This is a genomic window from Serratia sp. AR11 (assembly GCF_056376275.1).
In genome coordinates this window covers 1832756-1854490 of sequence record NZ_CM150739.1, presented here as the reverse complement: position 1 = coordinate 1854490, position 21735 = coordinate 1832756, and the positions used below count along the sequence as shown (strand labels likewise).

At 57.2% G+C, this 21735-nt stretch carries 20 protein-coding genes; 14 read left to right on the top strand and 6 right to left on the bottom strand.

The window, feature by feature from the left end; translation table 11 throughout:
• The first annotated feature begins 150 nt into the window (after positions 1-150).
• Entirely contained in the window at positions 151-372 is a 222-nt protein-coding gene (cspD, locus tag ACSOSI_RS08870) for a cold shock-like protein CspD (RefSeq protein WP_012006105.1), read from the top strand.
• Between the two features lie 76 nt (positions 373-448).
• On the opposite strand, the gene macB is transcribed toward cspD, so the two are convergent.
• Both macB and macA read right to left on the bottom strand, forming a co-directional pair.
• Positions 449-2395 carry a macrolide ABC transporter ATP-binding protein/permease MacB gene (macB, locus tag ACSOSI_RS08865; RefSeq protein ID WP_112363528.1) on the bottom strand — a complete coding sequence of 649 codons (1947 nt, stop codon included), beginning with the start codon at positions 2393-2395 and terminating at the stop codon, positions 449-451.
• The gene (gene macA / locus ACSOSI_RS08860; protein WP_476707261.1) at positions 2395-3483 is read right to left on the bottom strand and encodes a macrolide transporter subunit MacA; all 1089 of its coding nucleotides are present in this window, start codon (positions 3481-3483) and stop codon (positions 2395-2397) included. The genes macB and macA overlap by 1 nt, the downstream gene beginning before the upstream one ends.
• 227 nt (positions 3484-3710) lie before the next feature.
• Between macA and ACSOSI_RS08855 the strand changes: the two genes are divergently transcribed.
• Positions 3711-4679, top strand: a complete 969-nt coding sequence (locus ACSOSI_RS08855; protein ID WP_329906369.1) for a VirK/YbjX family protein — start codon at positions 3711-3713, stop codon at positions 4677-4679.
• On the opposite strand, the gene ACSOSI_RS08850 is transcribed toward ACSOSI_RS08855, so the two are convergent.
• Complete coding sequence (locus tag ACSOSI_RS08850; RefSeq protein WP_012006101.1) at positions 4676-6340, bottom strand: ATP-dependent endonuclease; 1665 nt, start codon at positions 6338-6340, stop codon at positions 4676-4678. The genes ACSOSI_RS08855 and ACSOSI_RS08850 overlap by 4 nt on opposite strands.
• A 192-nt stretch (positions 6341-6532) precedes the next feature.
• Here ACSOSI_RS08850 and ACSOSI_RS08845 point away from each other — a divergent pair, with 192 nt between their 5' ends.
• The 5 genes from ACSOSI_RS08845 to ltaE all read left to right on the top strand — a co-directional run bounded on the left by ACSOSI_RS08845 (position 6533) and on the right by ltaE (position 13348).
• A complete protein-coding gene (locus ACSOSI_RS08845) occupies positions 6533-7429 on the top strand; it encodes a LysO family transporter (protein WP_012006100.1) in 897 nt (298 codons plus the stop codon).
• Positions 7430-7600: 171 nt separating this feature from the next.
• Positions 7601-9250: a hydroxylamine reductase gene (gene hcp, locus ACSOSI_RS08840; RefSeq protein WP_476706920.1), complete on the top strand. Its 1650-nt coding sequence runs from the start codon at positions 7601-7603 to the stop codon at positions 9248-9250.
• Between the two features lie 54 nt (positions 9251-9304).
• On the top strand, positions 9305-10309 hold the full coding sequence (hcr, locus tag ACSOSI_RS08835; protein WP_112363524.1) for an NADH oxidoreductase: 1005 nt from the start codon (positions 9305-9307) through the stop codon (positions 10307-10309).
• A gap of 204 nt (positions 10310-10513) precedes the next feature.
• Positions 10514-12235, top strand: coding sequence for a ubiquinone-dependent pyruvate dehydrogenase (gene poxB, locus ACSOSI_RS08830; RefSeq protein ID WP_476706919.1), 1722 nt, complete (start codon positions 10514-10516; stop codon positions 12233-12235).
• A gap of 96 nt (positions 12236-12331) precedes the next feature.
• Complete coding sequence (ltaE, locus tag ACSOSI_RS08825; RefSeq protein ID WP_476706918.1) at positions 12332-13348, top strand: low-specificity L-threonine aldolase; 1017 nt, start codon at positions 12332-12334, stop codon at positions 13346-13348.
• Positions 13349-13384: 36 nt separating this feature from the next.
• Here the strand turns inward: ltaE and ACSOSI_RS08820 are convergent, their stop codons facing one another.
• Positions 13385-13732, bottom strand: coding sequence for a DUF1294 domain-containing protein (locus tag ACSOSI_RS08820; RefSeq protein WP_012006095.1), 348 nt, complete (start codon positions 13730-13732; stop codon positions 13385-13387).
• Between the two features lie 153 nt (positions 13733-13885).
• Between ACSOSI_RS08820 and ACSOSI_RS08815 the strand changes: the two genes are divergently transcribed.
• Together ACSOSI_RS08815 and ACSOSI_RS08810 are read left to right on the top strand one after the other, a co-directional pair.
• Positions 13886-15325, top strand: coding sequence for a DUF2867 domain-containing protein (locus tag ACSOSI_RS08815; RefSeq protein WP_476706917.1), 1440 nt, complete (start codon positions 13886-13888; stop codon positions 15323-15325).
• Between the two features lie 168 nt (positions 15326-15493).
• A complete protein-coding gene (locus ACSOSI_RS08810) occupies positions 15494-16504 on the top strand; it encodes an NAD-dependent epimerase/dehydratase family protein (RefSeq protein WP_012006093.1) in 1011 nt (336 codons plus the stop codon).
• Here the strand turns inward: ACSOSI_RS08810 and ACSOSI_RS08805 are convergent, their stop codons facing one another.
• Positions 16505-17341: an N-acetylmuramoyl-L-alanine amidase gene (locus tag ACSOSI_RS08805; protein WP_476706916.1), complete on the bottom strand. Its 837-nt coding sequence runs from the start codon at positions 17339-17341 to the stop codon at positions 16505-16507.
• Positions 17342-17487: 146 nt separating this feature from the next.
• Positions 17488-17811: a heavy metal-binding domain-containing protein gene (locus tag ACSOSI_RS08800; protein WP_012006091.1), complete on the bottom strand. Its 324-nt coding sequence runs from the start codon at positions 17809-17811 to the stop codon at positions 17488-17490.
• A gap of 160 nt (positions 17812-17971) precedes the next feature.
• Between ACSOSI_RS08800 and ACSOSI_RS08795 the strand changes: the two genes are divergently transcribed.
• The 5 genes from ACSOSI_RS08795 (at position 17972) to artM (ending at position 21668) form a co-directional block, all read left to right on the top strand.
• The gene (locus ACSOSI_RS08795; RefSeq protein ID WP_476706915.1) at positions 17972-18520 is read left to right on the top strand and encodes a lipoprotein; all 549 of its coding nucleotides are present in this window, start codon (positions 17972-17974) and stop codon (positions 18518-18520) included.
• 261 nt (positions 18521-18781) lie between these two features.
• Positions 18782-19510: an arginine ABC transporter ATP-binding protein ArtP gene (artP, locus tag ACSOSI_RS08790; RefSeq protein WP_012006089.1), complete on the top strand. Its 729-nt coding sequence runs from the start codon at positions 18782-18784 to the stop codon at positions 19508-19510.
• A 33-nt stretch (positions 19511-19543) separates the two neighbouring features.
• Complete coding sequence (gene artJ / locus ACSOSI_RS08785; RefSeq protein ID WP_476706914.1) at positions 19544-20275, top strand: arginine ABC transporter substrate-binding protein; 732 nt, start codon at positions 19544-19546, stop codon at positions 20273-20275.
• 8 nt (positions 20276-20283) lie between these two features.
• Positions 20284-21000, top strand: a complete 717-nt coding sequence (gene artQ / locus ACSOSI_RS08780) for an arginine ABC transporter permease ArtQ (RefSeq protein WP_115182856.1) — start codon at positions 20284-20286, stop codon at positions 20998-21000.
• Positions 21000-21668 carry an arginine ABC transporter permease ArtM gene (gene artM, locus ACSOSI_RS08775; protein WP_012006086.1) on the top strand — a complete coding sequence of 223 codons (669 nt, stop codon included), beginning with the start codon at positions 21000-21002 and terminating at the stop codon, positions 21666-21668. The genes artQ and artM overlap by 1 nt, the downstream gene beginning before the upstream one ends.
• Positions 21669-21735: the final 67 nt, after the last annotated feature.

Below are 21735 nucleotides of genomic sequence, written 5' to 3'. Positions count from 1 at the left end.
CCTTGACGTGATAATCATTTGCTCTAGAGTGTAAATTCATGGGCTGGTGGTGTTTTAACCACTTTCAGGCTCATCTGCCGCCTGCCACTGGCGGGTGCGAATTCAGTTATTCATCTCACCGAAAAATAGCGTTGCGAGGGATGTAAAAGCATGGAGACGGGTACTGTTAAATGGTTCAACAACGCCAAAGGGTTTGGGTTTATTTGTCCTGAAGGCGGTGGCGAAGACATATTCGCCCACTATTCTACGATTAAGATGGATGGGTACCGGACGCTAAAAGCTGGCCAGCAGGTCAGTTTTGACGTGCACCAGGGGCCAAAAGGGAATCATGCGAGTCTTATTGTGCCAGTGGAAAGCGAGGCGTTGGCCTAAACGCTTCCACCCAGTCAGTCTGAAACACCGAAAAAAAATGCCAGCCGCCGTATGACTGGCATTTTTTATTGGCTTGCTATTCGCGAGCCAGAGCGTCAATCGGGTTAAGCCGCGCTGCGCTGCGTGCCGGCAGATAGCCAAACACCACGCCAATGGCGGTAGAACAGACAAACGCACTCAACAACGCTGCCGGAGGGAAACTGATCTGCCAGCCCGGTAGCACCAGTTGCACCAGCAGGCCGATGGCAAACGACAGCGTAATGCCCAACGCGCCACCCACCAGGCACACCAGTACCGCTTCAATCAGAAACTGCTGCAGCACGTCCCCGGAGCGAGCGCCGACCGCCATACGAATACCGATCTCGCGAGTACGCTCCGTCACCGACACCAACATGATGTTCATCACGCCGATGCCGCCAACCACCAGTGAAATCACCGCCACCAACGTCAGAAATAGCTGCAGCGTGCGCGTGGTTTTTTCTGCGGTCTGCACCAGGCTGTCCATGTTATAGGTGAAGATGTCCTTCTTGCCATGGCGCAGCGTCAGCAAACGCGTCAACTTCTGCTCCGCTTCCTGGCTATTGTAGCCCTCGCGAATACGTACCGTGATCGAATCGAAATAGGCGTTACCCATCAGCCGGTTGGCCATGGTGCTGTAGGGCACCCAGACGTTCAGCGTCTTGCTGCTGCCGAACATTGACTGCTTCTCCTTCGCCACGCCAACCACCGTCGCCGGCATATTGCCCACCAGGATCACCTGACCTACCACGTCCTTTATATTGGGGAATAACCGGCGCTGAGTATTGGCGTCGATGACCACCGTTTGCGACTGCGATTGCACCTGCAGTTGATCGATACCGACGCCCTGGGTAAAGGTCATGCCGTAAACGCGGAAAAACTGTTCGCTGACCCCGGTAACATTGGCCGCCACATCGACATTACCCAAGCGCAACCGCATGCTGCTGGCAATCGTGGGCGACAGTGCATTGACATAAGGTTGCTCGCGCAGTGCCTCAAGATCGTCGTATTTCAGTGCCTGGCGGAAGGTCGGATCATCGTCGCCGAAGTCCTTGCCGGGGTAAATATCGACCGTATTGGTGCCGATGGACTTGATATCCGCCAGTACCATCTGTTTGGCGGCGTCGCCGATCACCAGGATCGACACCACCGAGGCAATGCCGATAATAATGCCCAACATGGTCAGCGCGGTGCGCATTTTACTTGCCGCCATCGCTCGCCAGGCCATCACCAATGCCTCACGAAAACGGCCGGTCGTTTGCTGCCAGGACGGCGCCGGTGCCACCATCTCCAGCGGTTTGGCGTTCGGGTTGCTCTGCCGTTCCGGGCGTGAATCGGCAATGATCTCTCCGTCGCGAATTTCAATGATCCGCTCAGCCTGCTGGGCCACCGCCGGATCGTGAGTGACGATAATCACCGTATGCCCCTGCTCACGCAGCTGCTTAAGGATGGTCATCACCTCCTCGCCAGAATGGCTATCGAGGGCACCGGTCGGCTCATCCGCCAGGATCACCTGCCCCCCGTTCATCAGCGCACGGGCAATACTGACCCGCTGCTGCTGGCCGCCGGAAAGCTGGCTTGGCCGGTAACCAACGCGTTCACCCAGCCCCAAACGCTGTAACAACGCAATCGCACGCTCGCGCCGCGCTGCCTTACCCAGTCCGGCATACACCGCCGGGACCTCAACGTTATGCGCCGCGCTCAGATGAGGCAGTAAATGATAACGCTGGAAGATAAAGCCGAAATGCTCACGCCGCAACCGGGCCAGCGCATCCCCATCAAGCGTCGCCACGTCCTGTCCGGCCACCCGATAAACGCCGGCGCTGGGCTTATCCAGACAGCCAAGAATATTCATCAGCGTCGACTTGCCGGAGCCGGAGGCTCCCATAATCGCCACCATTTCACCGGCATTGATGCTCAGGCTCACGTCCTTCAGCACCGCTACGGTCTGGTCGCCCGACTGATAGCTGCGGCTGATGCCGCTCAGTTCCAACAGCGCGGCCATCAGAGAGCCTCCGCGCCGCCGCGGCTGACAATCACTTCATCGCCAATGTTCAACCCGCTGAGAATTTGCACGTCGATATTATTACGCAGGCCAATGGCCACCTCGCGCTTTTCCTCCTTGCCCTGTTTCAATATCGAAACATGGTAGCGATTATCGGCGATTTGATCGCCCAACGCTGCCAGAGGAATGACCTGCACCTGGTTGACGCCCGCCAGTTGAATATGCACCTGCGCCGTCATCTGCAGTCGCAATAATCCCTCGGGATTGGGCACTTCAAAACGCGCATAGTAAAAGATGGCGTTATTGACCTTTTCCGGCGTTGGCTGAATATCTTTCAGCACGCCGTCAAAGCGTCGGTTAGGATCGCCCAACACGGTAAACCAGGCTTTTTGGCCCGGCTTGAGGCTGATGACGTCCGCTTCCGACACCTGAGCCTTCACCAGCATGGTGCTGAGATCCGCCAGCGTCAAAATGTTCGGTGCCTGCTGCGCGGCTATCACCGTCTGGCCCTGCAGCGTGGTGATTTGCACCACGTCACCGTCCATCGGTGCTTCTATACGGGTAAACGCCAGATTGATCTTGGCGGTATCCAGGCTGGCCTGATTCCTGGCGATCTGCGCCTGAATGGTCCCCACCTGCGCCTTCTTCACCGCCAACTGTGTCGCCGCCTGATCCAGATCCTGGCGTGACACCGCCTGCAGTTTGGCCAACGCCTGATTACGCTGCAGCGTTACCGCCGCCAGCTGTTGCTCAGCCTGCGCCTGTTGCAATTGGGCGTGCAGCTCACGCAACGTCGCCTCACCCTCACGGATGCTGTTTTGCGCCTGTTGCGGATCAATTACCCCAAGCAACTGGCCTTTTTTAACCCGATCGCCGATCTCGACATACAGGCTTTCCAACTGCCCACTCACCTGCGCACCCACGTCAACCTTGCGTACCGCGTCAAGCTGGCCGGTTGCCAGTACGTTTTGCTGTAGATCGCCCTTGACCACCTTCACCGTTTTAAATGGAGTCGGGGCCGGGTGGCTGAAGTGCCAGGCCGCCATCGCCACGATCGCCACGATCGCCACCAGTACGATTAGCGCCATGACCCAGCGTCGCTTATGTCCTTTAAACCACGTCAAAATAGGTTCCTGCCTGTTGCAATTCATGCTGCCAACAGCGGCAGCGGAGCTAAATTATCACGCACGATGATGAATAACTAAACCTTGGTTCAACACAATGTGGAGACACCCTTGGTTACATTCTGCATTGAACTCCCGTTTAGTGAAGGCTTGGTGAAATAGCGCCATTCAACACAGCCAAGGATTTCATCATGTCTCAGCTCAGCTATCCACTCGTATCTGCACGCCCGCTTAACGGCTGGCAATTGATGACGGCGCTGGCCAATGGCGACAAGGCACCCAGCAAAGCCTGGAAGAAAACATCATTTCGCCTGAAGTTTATCGGCCGTTCATTATTTCGCTGGCCGACCACCAGCGCTCTGCTCAATACGCTGGCATCCAACCCTTTGCTGGATGAGATCCTGAAGGCGCAGCCCAATCTGCCGTGCAAGCTGCATCGCCCGTATCTGGCGGCGAACATGAGCAAAATCGAGAGTCTGTTCGCCCTGCGCGATCATTACGATCTCAGCAAGCAACGCATGCCGATGAAAATGCTGCTCGGTCATCTGAACAAGCCCTTTTTGCTGACCCGCGCCTGCGGCAAGAGTGGTGCCGCCGTTTCACTGGAGCTGGCAGCCATCGACCATCTGAATAAGGAAGGGGAAGCCACCCTGCTGCTGCGTAATGGCAACGGGATTATGCTGGCCGAAATCACCTTTGCATTGATGCACTATCAGCAACAGCCCACGCTGTTTATTGGGGGATTGCAGGGAGCCAATCACCAGGTGCCGCACGCCGAAATACAGCAGGCCACCAAAGAGTGTCACGGGTTGTTCCCAAAACGGCTGGTGCTGGAAGGGATTTGCACTCTGGCGCGCCATTTGGGCATTCAGCAAATTGTGGCGGTCGGCAATGCCACACATATCTACCAAAACTGGCGCTATCACAGTAAAAAGAAAGACCAGCTGCATGCCGATTACGATCAATTCTGGACATCAATGGGCGGCAAGATGCTGGAAAGCGGCTATTTTCTGCTGCCGGAGCAGATCGCCCGTAAACCGATCGAAGAGGTGGCCAGCAAAAAACGTGCAGAATATCGCCGCCGCTATCAACTGCTGGACGAGCTGGAACAGGGGATGGCCGAGCATTTCAGCAACCAACCCCGTTTTGCCGGGGCCTAGTCGGCCCGGCCGCGCGCCAGCCAGATCACGCGTGAGAACATTTTTTTCAGCAATGGCGGCACCGAGTCCGTGCCCCACTCGCCCGCTTGCATCGCCACCTCAATGGCCAGGTCGGGCTTCGACGAGTGATGCACTGCCTTGAGGATCACCTTGCGTACCGGCATCTGAGCATTGCTCGGCACGGAGGCGACCCGGTAATAGACCGGGCTGAAACCTTCACGGAACATAAAGTGTTCCATATCCGGCGCCGGTAACGCGGTCAGCCGGTCACGCTCGTTATCCTCATGGTTATCCAGCATGCCGCGGACGGTGCCGGCGTATTTGCGCCCTGCCTCATCGCCATCCACCAACGCATGCCACTCAATGCCCATACGCCGGGCGAACCTCAGCAGCGGCTTCAGGCCGCACTGGGCGAATTCGATCACCCGTACCCCTTCCGCCTCAAAATGATAACCGCACTGGCGAGCCAGCTCGTTGAGCAGCCAGACTTCGGTTTCGCCTTCTACCAGCAGCCAACAACGGGCGAACAGCGACGACGGCCGGTTAAAGCGAATATGAAAAGAAATGCGTCGCCCATCTTCCGGCCCCAGCCCGCGCGGCCCAAGACGATAAGTGGCCACCCGTCCCGACTCACGCACCAACCGACAAACGTGCTCAACCGGCACCAGGGAGACCAGTTCGCTGGAGTTAGTGGTGGTGATGCGCTGCAGCGGCAGTTGGTTAAGCAACCCCCAGGCTACCGAAAGCATGATCGGATGCAGGCGCGTTTCCGGATCCTCCACCAGCAGCAGCGGCCGGGCGTGCGGATCCAATTTGACGCTGCCCTTGGCCTGTAACAGCGTAGAAAACATGCCCAGTAAAATAAGACGCATGCTGCGACTATTGGGTTCGGCCACCATACGGTTGATGCTGTCCAGTGAGCGCCATGCCTGTTGATCCTGATCTTGATCCAGCCGTTTTCGGCGCGGCCGCGTCACCTGTGACCCCTGCTCGGCAAAGTAGTGTTCCAACAGTTGCTGCATAGCCGCCAGCCCCTGGCGTAGTTCGGCGTTGGTCAACTTTTGCGGGTTGCGCACCAGCTCACGCATCAGTTGATCCAACTGCTGGGCCAACGCCTTGTTATCGGCCGGATGTTCATCATTTAACGTGCTGGGCCGCAGGCGGCGGATAAAACGTGCATCGCGCAGGCGCAGTACCGGGTGGATACGGATAATGGCGTGTGCCAGTTGCTCAATATGGTGCAACTGCATCGGATTACCGTCGGCATCCAGGAAACCGCGCCAGGTGCAAACCGTGCCGTCATCGGCCAGTTCACCTTCGCAGCGATAATAAATGCGGTTCAGGTTATCCCCGCCCTTGACCCACAGCGGCGACAGGTGGCGGTAACGCGGTAGATGAGCATGGCCGATATCTTTCTCGCAGAAGGTAAATACCACCTGCAGGTGCCGATCTTTGGCCTCTTCCTCACCCGGCGGGAAATGGAAATCGTGCGCTTCAAAACGGTACAGCTTGGGTTCCGGTGCCAACAGCAGGGTCAGCGCGTCAAGCAGGCTGGATTTACCCCAGGCATTTTCGCCGAGCAGCAGCGTGTTGTCGTCCAGCATCAGTGACAGCCGGTTAATGCCGCGGAAACCTACAATCTCGATTCGCTCTAAGAACATCTGTCGCCTCCCGTGCGCGCGGTCACCGTCCTTAATGGGGTGGCCTCCTCAGAGCATGGTCAAAAAACCCCTTGCAGGTCAAGCGGACGACGTCAAATCTGCCGCTTTACTCCGGACGTGGTTTTGGTTAGCGTGTGGAGCCTCGCCGCTCATCCAGGCGCCGCCCTCAGAACAAAGGACGCAAGCTTCACCATGTATTCAGGACTGCTGATTATTCTGTTACCGCTGATTGCCGGTTACCTCATTGCGCTACGTAGCCGGACTTTACTGCAAACCATCAACCGCCTGCTGAGCTGGATGGTCTACGTGATCCTGTTTTTCATGGGTATCAGCCTGGCGTTTCTGGAGGATCTGAGCAGCAACCTGGTGTTGATATTCCAGTATGCTTCGGTGTTTTTCCTGTGCATTCTCGCCGCCAGTTTGCTGATGCTGGCACTGCTGGAACGCAAAATGCCGTGGCACAACAGCCATAAACAGGAAAAACTGCCCTCACGCCTGCATATGGCGCTCGAATCGCTCAAGCTTTGCGGCGTAGTGCTCGGCGGTTTCCTGCTCGGCCTGACGCAGTGGCAATGGCTGCAGTTTGCCAACAAAGGCAGCGAATACGCCTTGATCTTCCTGCTGCTGCTGGTGGGCATCCAGCTGCGCAACAGCGGCATGACGCTACGCCAAATAGTGCTTAACCGACGTGGCATGATAGTCGCCGTGGTGGTGGTGATAAGTTCACTGGCCGGCGGTGCGCTGGCGGCGCAACTGCTGGGGCTGCCGATTAAGGCCGGGCTGGCCATGGCGTCCGGTTTTGGCTGGTATTCGCTTTCCGGCATTTTAATCACCGACGCCTATGGCCCGGTATTAGGCAGCGCGGCCTTCTTTAACGATCTGGCGCGTGAACTGGTAGCCATAGTGCTGATCCCGACCCTGGTACGTCGTAGCCGCTCGTCAGCGCTGGGTCTTTGCGGCGCCACCTCCATGGACTTTACCCTGCCGGTGCTGCAACGCAGCGGGGGGATGGAGATAGTGCCACCGGCCATCGTGCATGGCTTTCTGCTCAGCCTGCTGGCACCGGTACTGATCGCCCTGTTCTCTTGACCCTTCTCCGGGGGTTCGCCCCCGGAAAGCGTAATAATTCCCATCCGCACGGTAAAATTGCGCTAAATCAAACTTGCCCTTGGTAGCATCACAAAAGCCTTTTTAAGCCCCGGTTGCCGATCTATGCTCATAAACAAGCATTATAAATGCAACTTTAAAAAGGAAGCGATTATGTTTTGTGTGCAATGTGAACAAACTATCCGTACCCCGGCAGGCAACGGCTGCTCTTATGCTCAGGGTATGTGCGGCAAAACGGCGGAAACCTCCGACCTACAGGACCTGTTAGTTGCGGCGTTACAGGGGCTTTCCGCCTGGGCGCTGCAGGCCCGGGCGCTCGGGATCGTCGATCATGATATCGACAGCTTTGCCCCACGAGCTTTCTTCTCTACCCTGACCAACGTCAACTTCGATTCAGATCGCATTATCGGTTACGCACGCGAAACCATCGCCCTGCGCGAATCTCTGGCCACCCGCTGCCGTCTGCTGGACGCCAGCGTCCATGTTGAACACCCATTGGCCAGTCTGCAGCTGGCCGGCGATGATATGCCTTCGCTGCTACAGCAGGCCGCACAGTTTGCCCTCAATACCGATAAAGCCGAGGTCGGCGACGACGTACACGGCCTGCGCATGCTGTGCCTGTACGGCCTGAAAGGCGCCGCGGCCTATATGGAGCACGCTCACGTGCTGGGCCAGTCCGATGACCAGATCTACGCCGACTACCACGCCTTTATGGCCTGGCTCGGCACCCAGCCGCGCGACGTGGATACCCTGCTGAACAACGCCATGGGTATCGGCAAAATGAACTTCAACGTGATGGCGATCCTCGATCACGGCGAAACTCAGGCTTACGGCGATCCGGTGCCAAGTGCGGTGAACGTGCGTCCGGTGGCAGGCAAAGCCATTCTGATCTCCGGCCATGATCTGAAAGATCTGCGCATGCTGCTCGAGCAAACCGAAGGCCAGGGCGTGAACGTTTACACCCACGGTGAAATGCTGCCGGCGCACGGCTACCCGGAACTGAAAAAATTCAAGCATCTGGTGGGCAACTACGGCAGCGGCTGGCAGAACCAGCAGACCGAGTTCACCAAATTCCCCGGCCCGATCCTGATGACCTCTAACTGCATTATCGATCCCAATGTCGGTAACTATGGCGATCGTATCTGGACGCGCAGCATCGTCGGTTGGCCGGGCGTTAACCATCTGGAAGGGGACGATTTCAGCCAGGTGATCGCTCAGGCGCAGGGCATGAGTGGTTTCCCCTATAGCGAAATCGAACATATGATCACCGTCGGCTTTGGCCGCCAGACGCTGCTCAACGCCGCCGATACGGTGATCGACCTGGTGGCGCAAAAGAAACTGCGTCACGTCTTTTTGGTCGGCGGTTGTGACGGTAGCCGCGATGAGCGCAGCTATTTCACCGACTTCGCCCGCAGCGTGCCACAAGACTGCCTGATCATGACGCTGGCCTGCGGCAAATACCGTTTCAACAAGCTGGATTTCGGTACCCTGGAAGGCTTGCCACGCCTGTTGGACGTCGGTCAGTGTAACGACGCCTATTCCGCCATCATGCTGGCGGTCAAACTCGCCGACACCCTCGGTTGCTCGGTCAACGAACTGCCACTGAGCCTGGTGCTGTCGTGGTTTGAGCAAAAGGCGATTGTCATCCTGCTGACGTTGTTGTCATTGGGGGTTAAAAACATTGTTACCGGGCCAACCGCGCCGGGCTTCCTGACCGACAACCTGATGGCGATCCTGAACGAAAAATTCGGTATGCGCCCGATCACCACCGTAGATCAGGATCTGCAAGCCCTGCTCGGCTAATGCTGCTGTTTCCCGGGGCCGCAGATGTCGGCCCCTTTGCTTTTGAGGTGCCCAATGACCCAACCCAGCCCACTTTGCCCCAACCGCATGCAGGTGCATTCGATCCAGCAGGAAACCGCCGACGTCTGGACGCTCAACCTGATCTGCGATGTTTTTTACCCTTATCAACCCGGTCAGTTTGCGCTGGTCAGTATCCGTAATAGCGAAGACACTCTGCGCGCCTATACGCTCTCCTCTTCGCCCGGCCAGAGCCGTTTTCTCAGCATCAGTGTACGTTGCCTGCCGGACGGCGTGGGTTCGCGCTGGTTAACCGGCGAAGTCAAACCCGGCAACACGCTGTGGCTGTCCGATGCGCAAGGCGAGTTCAGCTGTGAACAACATCCGGCCGATCGTTACCTGATGCTGGCGGCCGGCTGCGGCGTAACGCCGATCATCTCCATGTGTCGCTGGCTGGTGGCCAATCGCCCGGCCTGTGATATCGCAGTGATCTTTAACGTACGCACTCCCGCCGATACCATTTTTGCCGAGCAATGGCGCGAGTTATGCGCCACGCACCCGCAACTGCGACTGACGCTGATGGCCGAACAGGACATTCAACCAGGTTATCTCAATGGGCGAATCAGTGCCGAAGTGCTGCGCCAGGCGGCGCCGGATATCACTGAGCGCACCGTGATGACCTGCGGCCCGGCCCCCTATATGGCTCAGGCAGAACGGCTTTGCCTGCAGCTGGGCGTAGCGGCCGACCGTTTCCATAAAGAGCAGTTCCATACCCCGGCAGCCACCGATGGCGAACAGGGCGAAGGATTAACCTTGCGCACCGCCCGCCCGCTGCGTGAGTTCCGCGTACCGGTCGGCAGCACATTGCTGGCGGCAATGGAAGCTCACGCGCTGCCGGTCAACGCCGCCTGCCGCGCTGGGGTGTGCGGCTCATGCAAAACCCGCATCCTCGAAGGTGACTACACCACCACCAGCAGCATGACGCTGACGGCGGCTGAAATCGCCCAGGGCTATGTGCTGGCCTGCAGTTGCCAACTGCAAGGTGACGTCACCCTCGCCTGATGCTTTCTGCCCCGTCGGCCACGATGGGGCATTTATCGGCAAGCAGGCTTTACCTTCCCCTTCTACACTTTCCCGGTTCCATGTTCGTTACTGCGTTATTTGAGAAAGACTGATAAGTCATACCCAATAGATTTCAAGTCACGGCCAGGCGGCACACGCTGTGGTTTGAAAGATAAAGGGACCTTTACAACGCTTGGGGGAATTATGAAGCAAACTATAGCCACACTGATCGCCAAAACTCTGGAACAGGCCGGTGTGAAACGCATTTGGGGCGTCACCGGCGATTCGCTCAACGGCCTCAGCGACAGCCTGCACCGTATGGGCACCATCGAATGGCTGGGAACCCGCCATGAAGAGGTCGCCGCCTTCGCCGCCGGAGCAGAAGCCCAGTTGACGGGTCAGTTGGCGGTCTGTGCCGGCTCCTGCGGCCCCGGTAACCTGCATCTGATTAACGGTCTGTTCGACTGCCACCGCAATCATGTGCCGGTATTGGCGATTGCCGCACACATTCCCTCCAGCGAAATCGGCAGTGGCTATTTCCAGGAAACCCACCCGCAAGAACTATTTCGCGAATGCAGCCACTACTGTGAACTGGTCTCTAACCCGGAACAGTTGCCCCGGGTACTGGAAATCGCCATGCGCAAGGCGATCCTCAATCGCGGCGTGTCGGTGATCGTCCTGCCGGGCGACGTGGCGCTGCGGATGGCACCGGAAGACGCCAGCATGGTGTGGCACACCCCGGCACTGCCGCTGGTTCAGCCGCCAATGAGCGAACTGAACAGGCTGGCGGAGACCCTGAACAAGGCGAAGAACATTACGCTGATGTGCGGCAGCGGTTGCGCCGGCTCCCATGACGAAGTGGTCAAGTTGGCCGAACGGTTGCAGGCTCCGGTGGTTCATGCACTGCGCGGTAAAGAGCATATCGAATGGGACAACCCCTACAGCGTCGGCATGACCGGGCTGATCGGTTTCTCTTCCGGCTACCACGCCATGATGAACGCCGACACCCTGGTATTGCTCGGTACCCAGTTCCCGTACCGTGCCTTCTATCCGACCAATGCCAATATCATTCAGATCGACATCAACCCCGGCAGCATCGGCGCACACTGCCCGGTCAATATGGCGCTGGTGGGGGATATCCATACCACCCTCACAGCCCTGCTGCCGCAGTTGGAACCCAAGAGCGACCATGCGTTCCTCGACAAGGCGCTGGAGCACTACCGCACTGCGCGCAAGGATCTCGACGGGCTGGCGACGGCCAATGACGATCAGCCGATTCACCCGCAGTATCTGGCGCAACAGCTCAGCCAATACGCCAGCGATGACGCCATCTTCACCTGCGACGTCGGCACACCCACCGTTTGGGCCGCACGCTATTTGAAGATGAACGGCAAACGTCGCCTGCTCGGGTCGTTCAATCATGGCTCGATGGCGAACGCCATGCCACAGGCGATTGGCGCACAGGCCACCGAACCGGGCAAACAGGTGATCGCCATGTGCGGCGACGGCGGCTTCACCATGCTGATGGGGGATTTCCTGTCGCTGGCGCAACTGAAACTGCCGGTCAAGATTGTGATTTTCAACAACAGCGTGCTGGGCTTCGTGGCGATGGAAATGAAGGCCGGTGGCTACCTGACTGACGGCACCGATCTGCACAATCCTGATTTTGCGGCCATTGCCAACGCCGCCGGCATCAAAGGCATTCGCGTAGAGAAAGCTTCTGATTTGGATGGTGCGCTGCAGGAAATGTTGGCGCATCCCGGCCCGGCACTGCTGGACGTCGTCACCGCCAAACAGGAACTGGCGATGCCGCCGCAGATCAAATTCGAGCAGGCCAAGGGCTTTAGCCTGTATATGCTGCGCGCCATTATCAACGGCCGCGGTGACGAAGTGGTCGAGCTGGCAAAAACCAACTGGTTGCGTTAATAATCGTGTCCTCTTTCAGCTAAAACTATCTCCAACAAATTTCAAGTTGCAGCCAATAACGCTGCGGCTTGAAAGATGAAGGGGAAAAGGATTTTTATGCTTATCGATCTACGCAGTGACACCGTGACCCGCCCCAGCGCCGCGATGCGCGATGCCATGGCCCAGGCAGAAGTGGGTGATGATGTTTACGGCGATGACCCCACGGTCAACGCTCTGGAGGCAGAAGCGGTCCGTCTGTCCGGTAAAGAGGCGGCGCTGTTCCTGCCAAGCGGCACTCAGGCCAACCTGGTGGCGTTGCTGAGCCATTGCCAGCGCGGTGACGAGTACATTGTCGGCCAGCAGGCGCATAACTATAAATACGAGGCCGGCGGCGCGGCGGTGCTCGGCAGCATCCAGCCACAGCCGATTGAAGCTAACCCGGACGGCACCCTGCCGCTCGATAAGGTCGCGGCGGCCATCAAACCCGACGATATCCACTTTGCCAAAACGCGCCTGCTGAGCCTGGAAAACACTATCAGCGGCCGTGTGCTGCCCTTGGCGTACCTGCAGCAGGCCTGGCAATTCAGCCGCGAGCATCAACTGGCGTTACACATCGACGGCGCACGTATCTTTAACGCCGCCGTCGCGCTAAATGTGCCGTTGAAAGAGATTGTGCAGTACTGCGACACCTTCACCATTTGCCTGTCGAAAGGGCTGGGCGCGCCGGTGGGTTCCTTGCTGTGCGGCAGCGAAGCCTTTATCCAGCAGGCCCTGCGCTGGCGTAAAATGACCGGCGGTGGCCTGCGGCAGGCCGGCATTCTGGCGGCGGCCGGTCTCTATGCGCTGGAGCACAATGTCGAACGGCTGCGTGAAGATCACGACAATGCCAAATGGCTGGAACAACAACTGCAACAGATTGGCGTGGAGATCGTTGAACCGGGCGCGCAGACCAACGTACTGTACCTGCGCCAGTCACCAGAGCTGGCGGCCAGGCTGGGTCCCTGGATGCGTGAGCGCGGCGTGCTGATCAACAGCGGGCCACTGACGCGCATTCTGACCCACCTTGACGTCAGCCGTCAGGATTTGCAGCAAGTGGTCGATTTATGGCAGCAGTTCCTCAGGCAGCACGCCTGAGTGCTTGTCTGTACGGGGCGTCAACGCGCCCCGCATTCAGAGTATCCAGCGGCCATAAACCCAGTACCAAATCGCCAGCGTCGCCACAATATTCAGCACCACGCTGACGATAAACCAGGTTTTGAACGGCTGTTTCTGGGTTTTATGGCGAAAGACCTGCTGCGCAACTATCGCTCCCACCCAACCGCCCACCAGCCCGAACACCAGCAGCGTGCTTTCCGGCACCCGCTGCCAGCTTCTGCGTGCAGCAAACTTATCCGCACCGTAGACCACCAGCGTCAGCAGGTTAGCCAACAACCACCACATCCAGATCGGATGCAAGAAAAACAAACTGGCGATCAGCGCCAGTCCCAACAGGGCATAACAAACAGCATTGAGTTTCATATCTTCCGGCTTAACGCAGACAAACGGCGGGTAGTGTGACGCCCCCCGTCAGCGGATGCAATGCCCGCATAACCACACAAAAAGTGCATTTAAACCACGAGTTTGGCATCCTGTGACTATGCTAAACAGACTTTCACCGCAAAGGCGGCGCTAATGACAGCTCAACGCGTACTGGTTCTTGGGGCCAGCGGCTATATCGGCCAAAACCTGATCCCCCACCTGATTGAACAGGGACATCACATTACCGCCGCCGCACGTCGTATCGAATGGCTGCAGGAACAGCACTGGCCGCAGGTTAACTGCCAATATGTCGACGTTTACCGGCCGGAAACCCTGGCCGCCGCGCTGTGGGAGATCGACGCGGTTTATTATCTGATCCACGGTATGGGCGACGGCGATGATTTTATTGAAAAGGAACGCCAGGCCGCTGAAAACCTGCGTGACGCGCTGCGCAGTTCCAGCGTCAAACAGGTCATTTTTCTCGGCGCATTGCAACCTGAGGGCGACAGCTCGCCACACCTGGTGGCACGCAAGCTGACCGGGGATATCCTGCGTCAGAGCGGTGTTCCCGTCACCGAGCTAAGAGCCAGTATTATTGTCGGCCCCGGCTCGGCCGCGTTCGAAATCATGCGCGATATGGTCTACAACCTGCCGGTGCTTACGCCGCCGCGCTGGGTACGTTCCAAATCTTCTCCGGTGGCGTTGGAAAACCTGCTGGTATATCTGGCCGATCTGTTGGCACATCCGGCGGAAGAAAACCGCATTTTTGACGTCGCCGGCCCGGAGTACATCAGTTACCAGACCATGTTTGAACGCTTTATCGCCATCAGCGGCAAGAAACGTTGGCTGATCCCGATTCCTCTGCCGACCCGATTTATCTCGGTCTGGTTTATCAGCATGATCACCTCGGTGCCCACGTCTATCGCCAACGCGCTGATCCAGGGGTTGAACCACGATCTGCCCGCCGACGGTAAACCGCTACAGGCGTTAATCCCGCAGACGCTGCAAACCTTCGATCAGGCGGTGACGGCCACCCTGCGGCGTGAGGAGGAAGTGGTCGATTCCGCCGACTGGGGTTACGATCCGGAAGCGCGGGCGCGCTGGCGGCCGGGCTATGGTTTTTATCCGAAGCAGGCGGGTTGCTCGATAGAAACCCAGGCATCCAGCCAGGCCCTGTGGCATACGGTGCAGCAACTGGGGGGCAAAGAGGGCTATTTTTACGCCAATATCCTGTGGCAGATCCGCGCACGTATGGACGATATGATTGGCAACCGCGTGGTGTATGGCCGTCCGCAGCGCGACACGCTGGAGGTTGGCGACGTCGTCGACGGCTGGAAAGTGATCACCCTCAAACCACAGCGGCTACTGGCACTGCTGTTTGGCATGAAAGCCCCCGGCCTGGGCCGCCTCGCTTTCACCATCAAGGATCACGGCGACCATCGTACCCTGGACGTACGGGCCTGGTGGCACCCCGCCGGGTTTAGCGGGCTGCTGTATTGGTTCGCCATGATGCCCGCTCATCTGTTTATTTTTCGCGGTATGGCCCGGCGTATTGCCAAACTGGCTGAAGAGCATCCGCGCAATCAGCCGTAACAGGCGGCATCCAGATGCTCAATTGTCGATCAACCGCACACTTTGCTGCTGCGGTTAGGCCCTTTCCGATTGCATAGAGCACGAAATAACGGAAGAATGGCATCTTATTTGCTGTAGCGCCGCTGAAGGCCGTCAGCATTCTGATTTTTGGTGAGAATAGAGTTTGTTATGAAGGTATTGGTCACCGGTGCAACCAGTGGGTTAGGCCGTAACGCCGTTGAATATCTGCGCCGTCAGGGCATTAAAGTGCGCGCCACCGGTCGCAACCAGGCGATGGGCAGTCTGCTGGAAAAAATGGGTGCGGAATTCATTCATGCCGATCTCACCAATCTGATCTCATCGCAGGCCAAAGCCATGCTGGCCGATGTGGACGTGCTGTGGCACTGCTCCAGTTTCACTTCCCCCTGGGGTACCGAAGAAGCCTTTGAACTGGCCAACGTGCGCGCCACCCGTCGCCTGGGCGAATGGGCGGCGGCCTACGGCGTTTCGCAGTTTATCCATATCTCTTCGCCTGCGGTTTACTTCGACTATCATCATCATCGCAATGTTACCGAAGACTTCCGCCCTGTACGCTATGCCAACGAGTTTGCCCGCAGCAAGGCCGCCGGTGAACAAGTGATCCAACAGTTGGCGCTGTCCAACCCGCAGACCCACTTCACCATCCTGCGCCCTCAGGGGTTATTCGGACCGCACGACAAGGTGATGCTGCCGCGTCTGTTACAGATGATCAAACGCTACGGCAACCTGCTGCTGCCACGCGGCGGTGCCGCGCTGGTGGACATGACCTATCTGGAGAACGCAGTGCATGCCATGTGGCTGGCGACCCAGAAAGAAAATACCCCGTCGGGCCGCGCCTACAACATCACCAACCAGCAGCCGCGTCAGCTACGCAGCGTGGTGCAGCAGTTGATCGACGAGTTGGGCATGAAGTGTCGGATCCGCTCGGTACCCTACCCAATGCTCGACATGATGGCGCGTGGCATGGAAAAGCTCGGCAGCAAAAGTGAAAAAGAGCCGGTACTGACCCACTATGGCGTCGCCAAGCTCAATTTTGATCTGACGCTGGACACCACACGTGCCCAGCAAGAACTGGACTACCGGCCGATTATTTCGCTGGATGAAGGTATCTCGCGTACCGCCCGCTGGCTGAAGGATCACGGCAAGCTGCACGGCCTGTAATTAACGGGCGGCTCCGTATTTCAGCAACAGCGCATCGACAATCGCCTCACTCTCCGCATCCGGCTCACCGCGATAATCGCTGGGCCGGAAATGCATCTGAAACGCCGCCAGCACGTTTTTTTGCTGCCTGGCATCCCAGCGCACATCCATGCCGTAACCGTAACTCGCCAGCTTGGCCATCAACGGTGCCAGCGGCACTTCGGCATGCTTATCCCGCCCGGCCAATAGTTTCTGCACCTGCCCCTCATCCGGCCAGGCACCTATGCCCGCCTGCGCCAGTTGCTGCCAGGGGAATAACGGACCGGGATCCTGCTTGCGCTGCGGCGCAATATCGCTGTGCCCCACCACGTCCGTCGGCTGAATGCCGTAGCGCTGAATAATATCGCGGCTCAGTGGGATCAACAGGGCAATTTGCTGTGGCGTATAGGGCTGCCAGTGGGTAAACAGCAGGGTTTGGTTGAACCCGCGATTGACGATCTCAATACCGATCGAGGTGTCATTGAGGTTGGTTCTGCCGCGCCAACTGCTGGCCCCGGCATGCCATGCTCGCAGAGCTTCCGGCACCAGTTGAAATGCCACCGGTTTGCCCTGAGCCAACGGCGGGTGCGCCGGCAACAGATAATGCGCACTAACGTGTTCATCCGTCAGGGTTTTCAATGAGGAGTGGAAGTCTTCGGCGGTGTAATGCATCACCAGAAAACGAATGCGCTGGTCTGCGCCCTGGGCCTGATGCAGCGTTTCTAGCTGATAGCCACCATGATCGACGATGGTGTTCTGCGGCATGCTTTGGCAGCCTGCGAGCAGCGCCACGGCAAATATCCCTGGCCAAATTTTCACGAATCCCTCCTGTGTTAGCTACGCCGAATTTGTTACCCGGATTGATTAACTTGCATCCAATAATCAAGTTATTCAATAAATGATGACAGAGATGCCAGCCTCATCATTATGACGCCCCGGCAGAAGCCGGGGCGTGAGAGAAGGGATTAACGACTGACTTTCACTGCGGTGCCGCTGACGGTCACCATCAGCATGCTGCTGTCTTTACCCACGGTTTCATAATCGATATCAATCCCGACCACTGCGTTGGCGCCCAACTCTTTTGCCTGCTCTTCCAGTTCCTTGAAGGCGATCAGACGCGCTTTACGCAGCTCTTTCTCATAGGCCCCAGAACGGCCGCCGACGATGTCACGCACGCCGGCAAAGAAATCACGGAAAATATTGGCACCCAAAATTGCCTCGCCGGTGACAACGCCGCAGTACTCGGTAATGGTAAACCCTTCCAGGGTCGGGGTGGTTGAAAGCTGCATTAAAACTCCTTGCTGATTGATTCATGGCATTTATCTGACCATCGTTTTAGCATTATGTTCTGTATTGAAATGGCACGCACTACGAATGCAAGGCCAGAAATCGCATTTATACTGTAGGCTAGTGGTCTTCATGGTAGAGACTTTCACATAAGGTAATGAGATGAAAATAAAAACGATCGCGGCTGTTTTTCCCTTAGCGCTGTTACTGAGTGCCTGCACCACCGTTGAACCGGCATTCAAGGATATCGGCACCCGTACCGGCGGTTGTGTGGAAGGCGGCCCGGATGCGGTGGCCCAGAAATTTTACGATTTGCGCCTGCAACAAGGTGCCGGTACTACCCTGCCGGACAGCAACCGTCTGGCGCAATTGCAGCCTTACCTGAGTAAAGTGCTGTACCAGGATCTGGTAACTGCTAACCAGAATCCGGGCAAACATCAGGTCACCGGCGATCTGTTTACCGGCAATGCTCAGGGGCCGACCAGCGCCACCGTCGCCAGCGCGTCGACCATTCCTAATACCGATGCCAAAAATATCCCGTTGCGCGTTCAACTCAGCTACCAGAAAGACGGTGGCAGCGCAGTCAACTGGCAGGATGAAGTGCTGATGGTGCGCGAAGGCACCTGTTGGGTCGTGGACGATATCCGCTATCTGAACGTGCCACCGCACGCCGCCAGCGGCACGCTGCGTCAGGTATTGGAAAACCAGTAAGCCAATTCAACCACCGGTGCCCTTGGGTACCGGTGGTTAGATAAATGCCTTGATTACGCGCAATATTTGTTCAATTTGAGAAATTTCGCTACCTGCCTCACAGCATGCACGACAAATCCCCCCTTCGAACCTGACTCGCGGTATCTTGTGCTATTCTTTTACTATTCTGCCGCGCAGTAATAAATTTTAACGCACAAAGATTGCATAAGTATTCTGTGGAAGTTAACATTCGCGGCATCAATATCTATTCAATTCTGGCGCATGAGCATTCAACTTAACGGTATCAATTGCTATTACGGCGCACATCAGGCGCTGTTTGACATCACGCTGGATTGCCCAGCAGGGGAAACCTTAGTGCTGCTGGGTCCAAGCGGCGCGGGGAAAAGCTCGTTATTGCGGGTGTTGAACCTGTTGGAAATGCCGCGTTCGGGCCAGTTGCAGATCGCCGGTAACCAATTCGACTTTAAGCAGGCTCCGGGCGAAAAAGCCATTCGCGAGCTGCGGCAGAACGTCGGCATGGTATTCCAGCAATACAATCTCTGGCCTCACCTCACCGTGGTGCAAAACCTGATCGAAGCGCCTTGCCGCGTGCTGGGCCTGACCAAGGCTCAGGCGATGGAGCGTGCCGACAAACTGCTCAAACGCCTGCGCCTGACCGACTTTGCCGATCGTTTCCCGCTGCACCTATCCGGTGGCCAGCAACAGCGTGTGGCCATTGCCCGTGCGCTGATGATGGAACCGCAGGTATTGCTGTTTGATGAACCGACCGCCGCGCTGGATCCTGAGATCACCGCCCAAATCGTCAGCATCATTCGCGAATTGGCCGGCACCGGGATCACCCAGGTGATCGTGACCCACGAGGTGGAAGTGGCGCGTAAAACCGCCAGCCGCGTGGTGTACATGGAAAACGGCCACGTGGTGGAACAAGGCGATGCCAGCCACTTCAAGAATCCACAGACCACCGAGTTTGCCAATTACTTATCACACTAACAATTTTACTTGCTGTAATTTGGGGAGTTTGCGATGAAAAAACTAATAATCGCCGCCGTTCTGGCCGGCATCAGCGTTTCCGCCTCTGCAGCCGAAACCATCCGTTTCGCTACCGAAGCTTCTTATCCTCCATTTGAATTTATTGACGCCGGCAACAAGATCCAGGGCTTTGATGTCGATCTGGCCAATGCGCTGTGTAAAGAGATGCAGGCCGAGTGTACCTTCACCAATCAGGCCTTTGACAGCCTCATCCCAAGCCTGAAGTTCAAGCGCTTCGACGCGGTGATGGCCGGTATGGACATCACGCCTGAGCGTGAAAAGCAGGTGCTGTTTACCAAGCCGTATTACGACAACTCCGCGCTGTTTGTTGCCCAGAAAGGCAAAGTGGCTGACGTCGCTGCGCTGAAAGGCAAGAAAGTGGGCGTGCAGAACGGCACTACCCATCAGAAATACCTGACCGATAAGCATCCGGAAATCACCACCGCGCCTTACGACAGCTATCAGAACGCCATTCTGGATCTGAAAAATGGCCGCGTTGATGCGGTATTCGGTGACACTGCGGTGGTCAACGAATGGCTGAAACAAAACGCGGCACTGGCCGCCGTGGGCGACAAAGTGACCGATAAAGACTACTTCGGTACCGGCCTGGGCATTGCCGTTCGCCAGAAAAATACCGATCTGCAGGGCAAGTTCAACGCCGCTCTGGACAAGATCAAACAGGATGGGACTTACGAAACCATCTACAAAAAATGGTTCCAGCAGTAATCACTCTGATGAATGAAATCCAACCTTTAGCAAGCGCCGCCGGGATGACCGTCGGCCTTGCCGTTTGTGCCCTTATCCTTGGGCTGATCCTGGCGATGCTGTTTGCCGTCTGGGAGTCATCACGCTGGAAAGTAGTTAGCTGGCTCGGCACCGCCTGGGTCACTCTGTTGCGCGGCCTGCCGGAAATTCTGGTGGTGCTGTTCATCTATTTCGGCTCATCGCAGCTGTTGTTGATGCTGTCCGATGGCTTCACCCTGAACCTTGGTCTGTTCCAACTGCCGATCCAACTGGCGATTGATAACTTTGAAGTCAGCCCGTTCCTGTGCGGCGTCATTGCTCTCGCCCTGCTCTATTCAGCCTATGCGTCGCAAACGCTGCGTGGCGCATTGAAGGCCGTGCCGCAGGGGCAATGGGAATCCGGTCAGGCACTGGGCATGAGCACGACGGCAATTTTCTTCCGCCTGATCATGCCGCAGATGTGGCGTCACGCGCTACCGGGCCTCGGTAACCAGTGGCTGGTATTGCTGAAGGATACCGCGCTGGTGTCACTGATTAGCGTTAACGATCTGATGCTGCAAACCAAAAGCATTGCCACCCGCACCCAGGAGCCTTTTACCTGGTACGTGATAGCGGCGGCGATTTATCTGGTGGTCACCCTGATCAGTCAGTACATCATTAAACGCATCGAACTACGCACCACGCGTTTTGAGCGGGGGCCAGCCTGATGTTTGAGTTCTTGCCGGAAATTATCAAAGGGCTGCACACCAGCCTGACGCTGACCATCACCGCGCTGATCGTGGCGCTGGTGCTGTCGCTGGTGCTGACGGTGATCCTGACGCTGAAAACGCCGATCCTGACGCCGCTGGTAAAAATCTATATCACCCTGTTCACCGGTACGCCGCTGCTGGTGCAGATCTTCCTGATCTACTACGGTCCCGGTCAGTTCCCGGCGATCCGCGAGTATCCGTGGTTATGGAACTTGCTGTCGCAACCGTGGCTGTGTGCGATGATCGCATTGGCGCTGAACAGTGCCGCCTATACCACCCAACTGTTTTACGGTGCGGTACGGGCGATACCGGCCGGTCAGTGGCAATCTTGTGAAGCACTCGGCATGTCGCGTTCGCAGTCGCTGCGTATCCTGCTGCCATTCGCCTTCAAGCGTGCGCTGTCGTCTTACTCCAACGAAGTGGTGCTGGTGTTCAAAAGTACCTCGCTGGCCTATACCATCACCCTGATGGAAGTCATGGGCTACAGCCAGCTGATGTATGGCCGAACCTACGACGTGATGGTGTTTGGTGCGGCCGGGTTGGTGTATCTGTGCGTCAACGGCCTGCTGACGCTGCTGATGCGTCTGGTCGAGCGCCGTGCATTGGCGTTTGAACGCCGCAACTGAGTCAGTAGAGCGATACTCTCAAAGCCCTGCCAGCGCGGGGCTTTTTTACACCCAGAACAAATTTTTA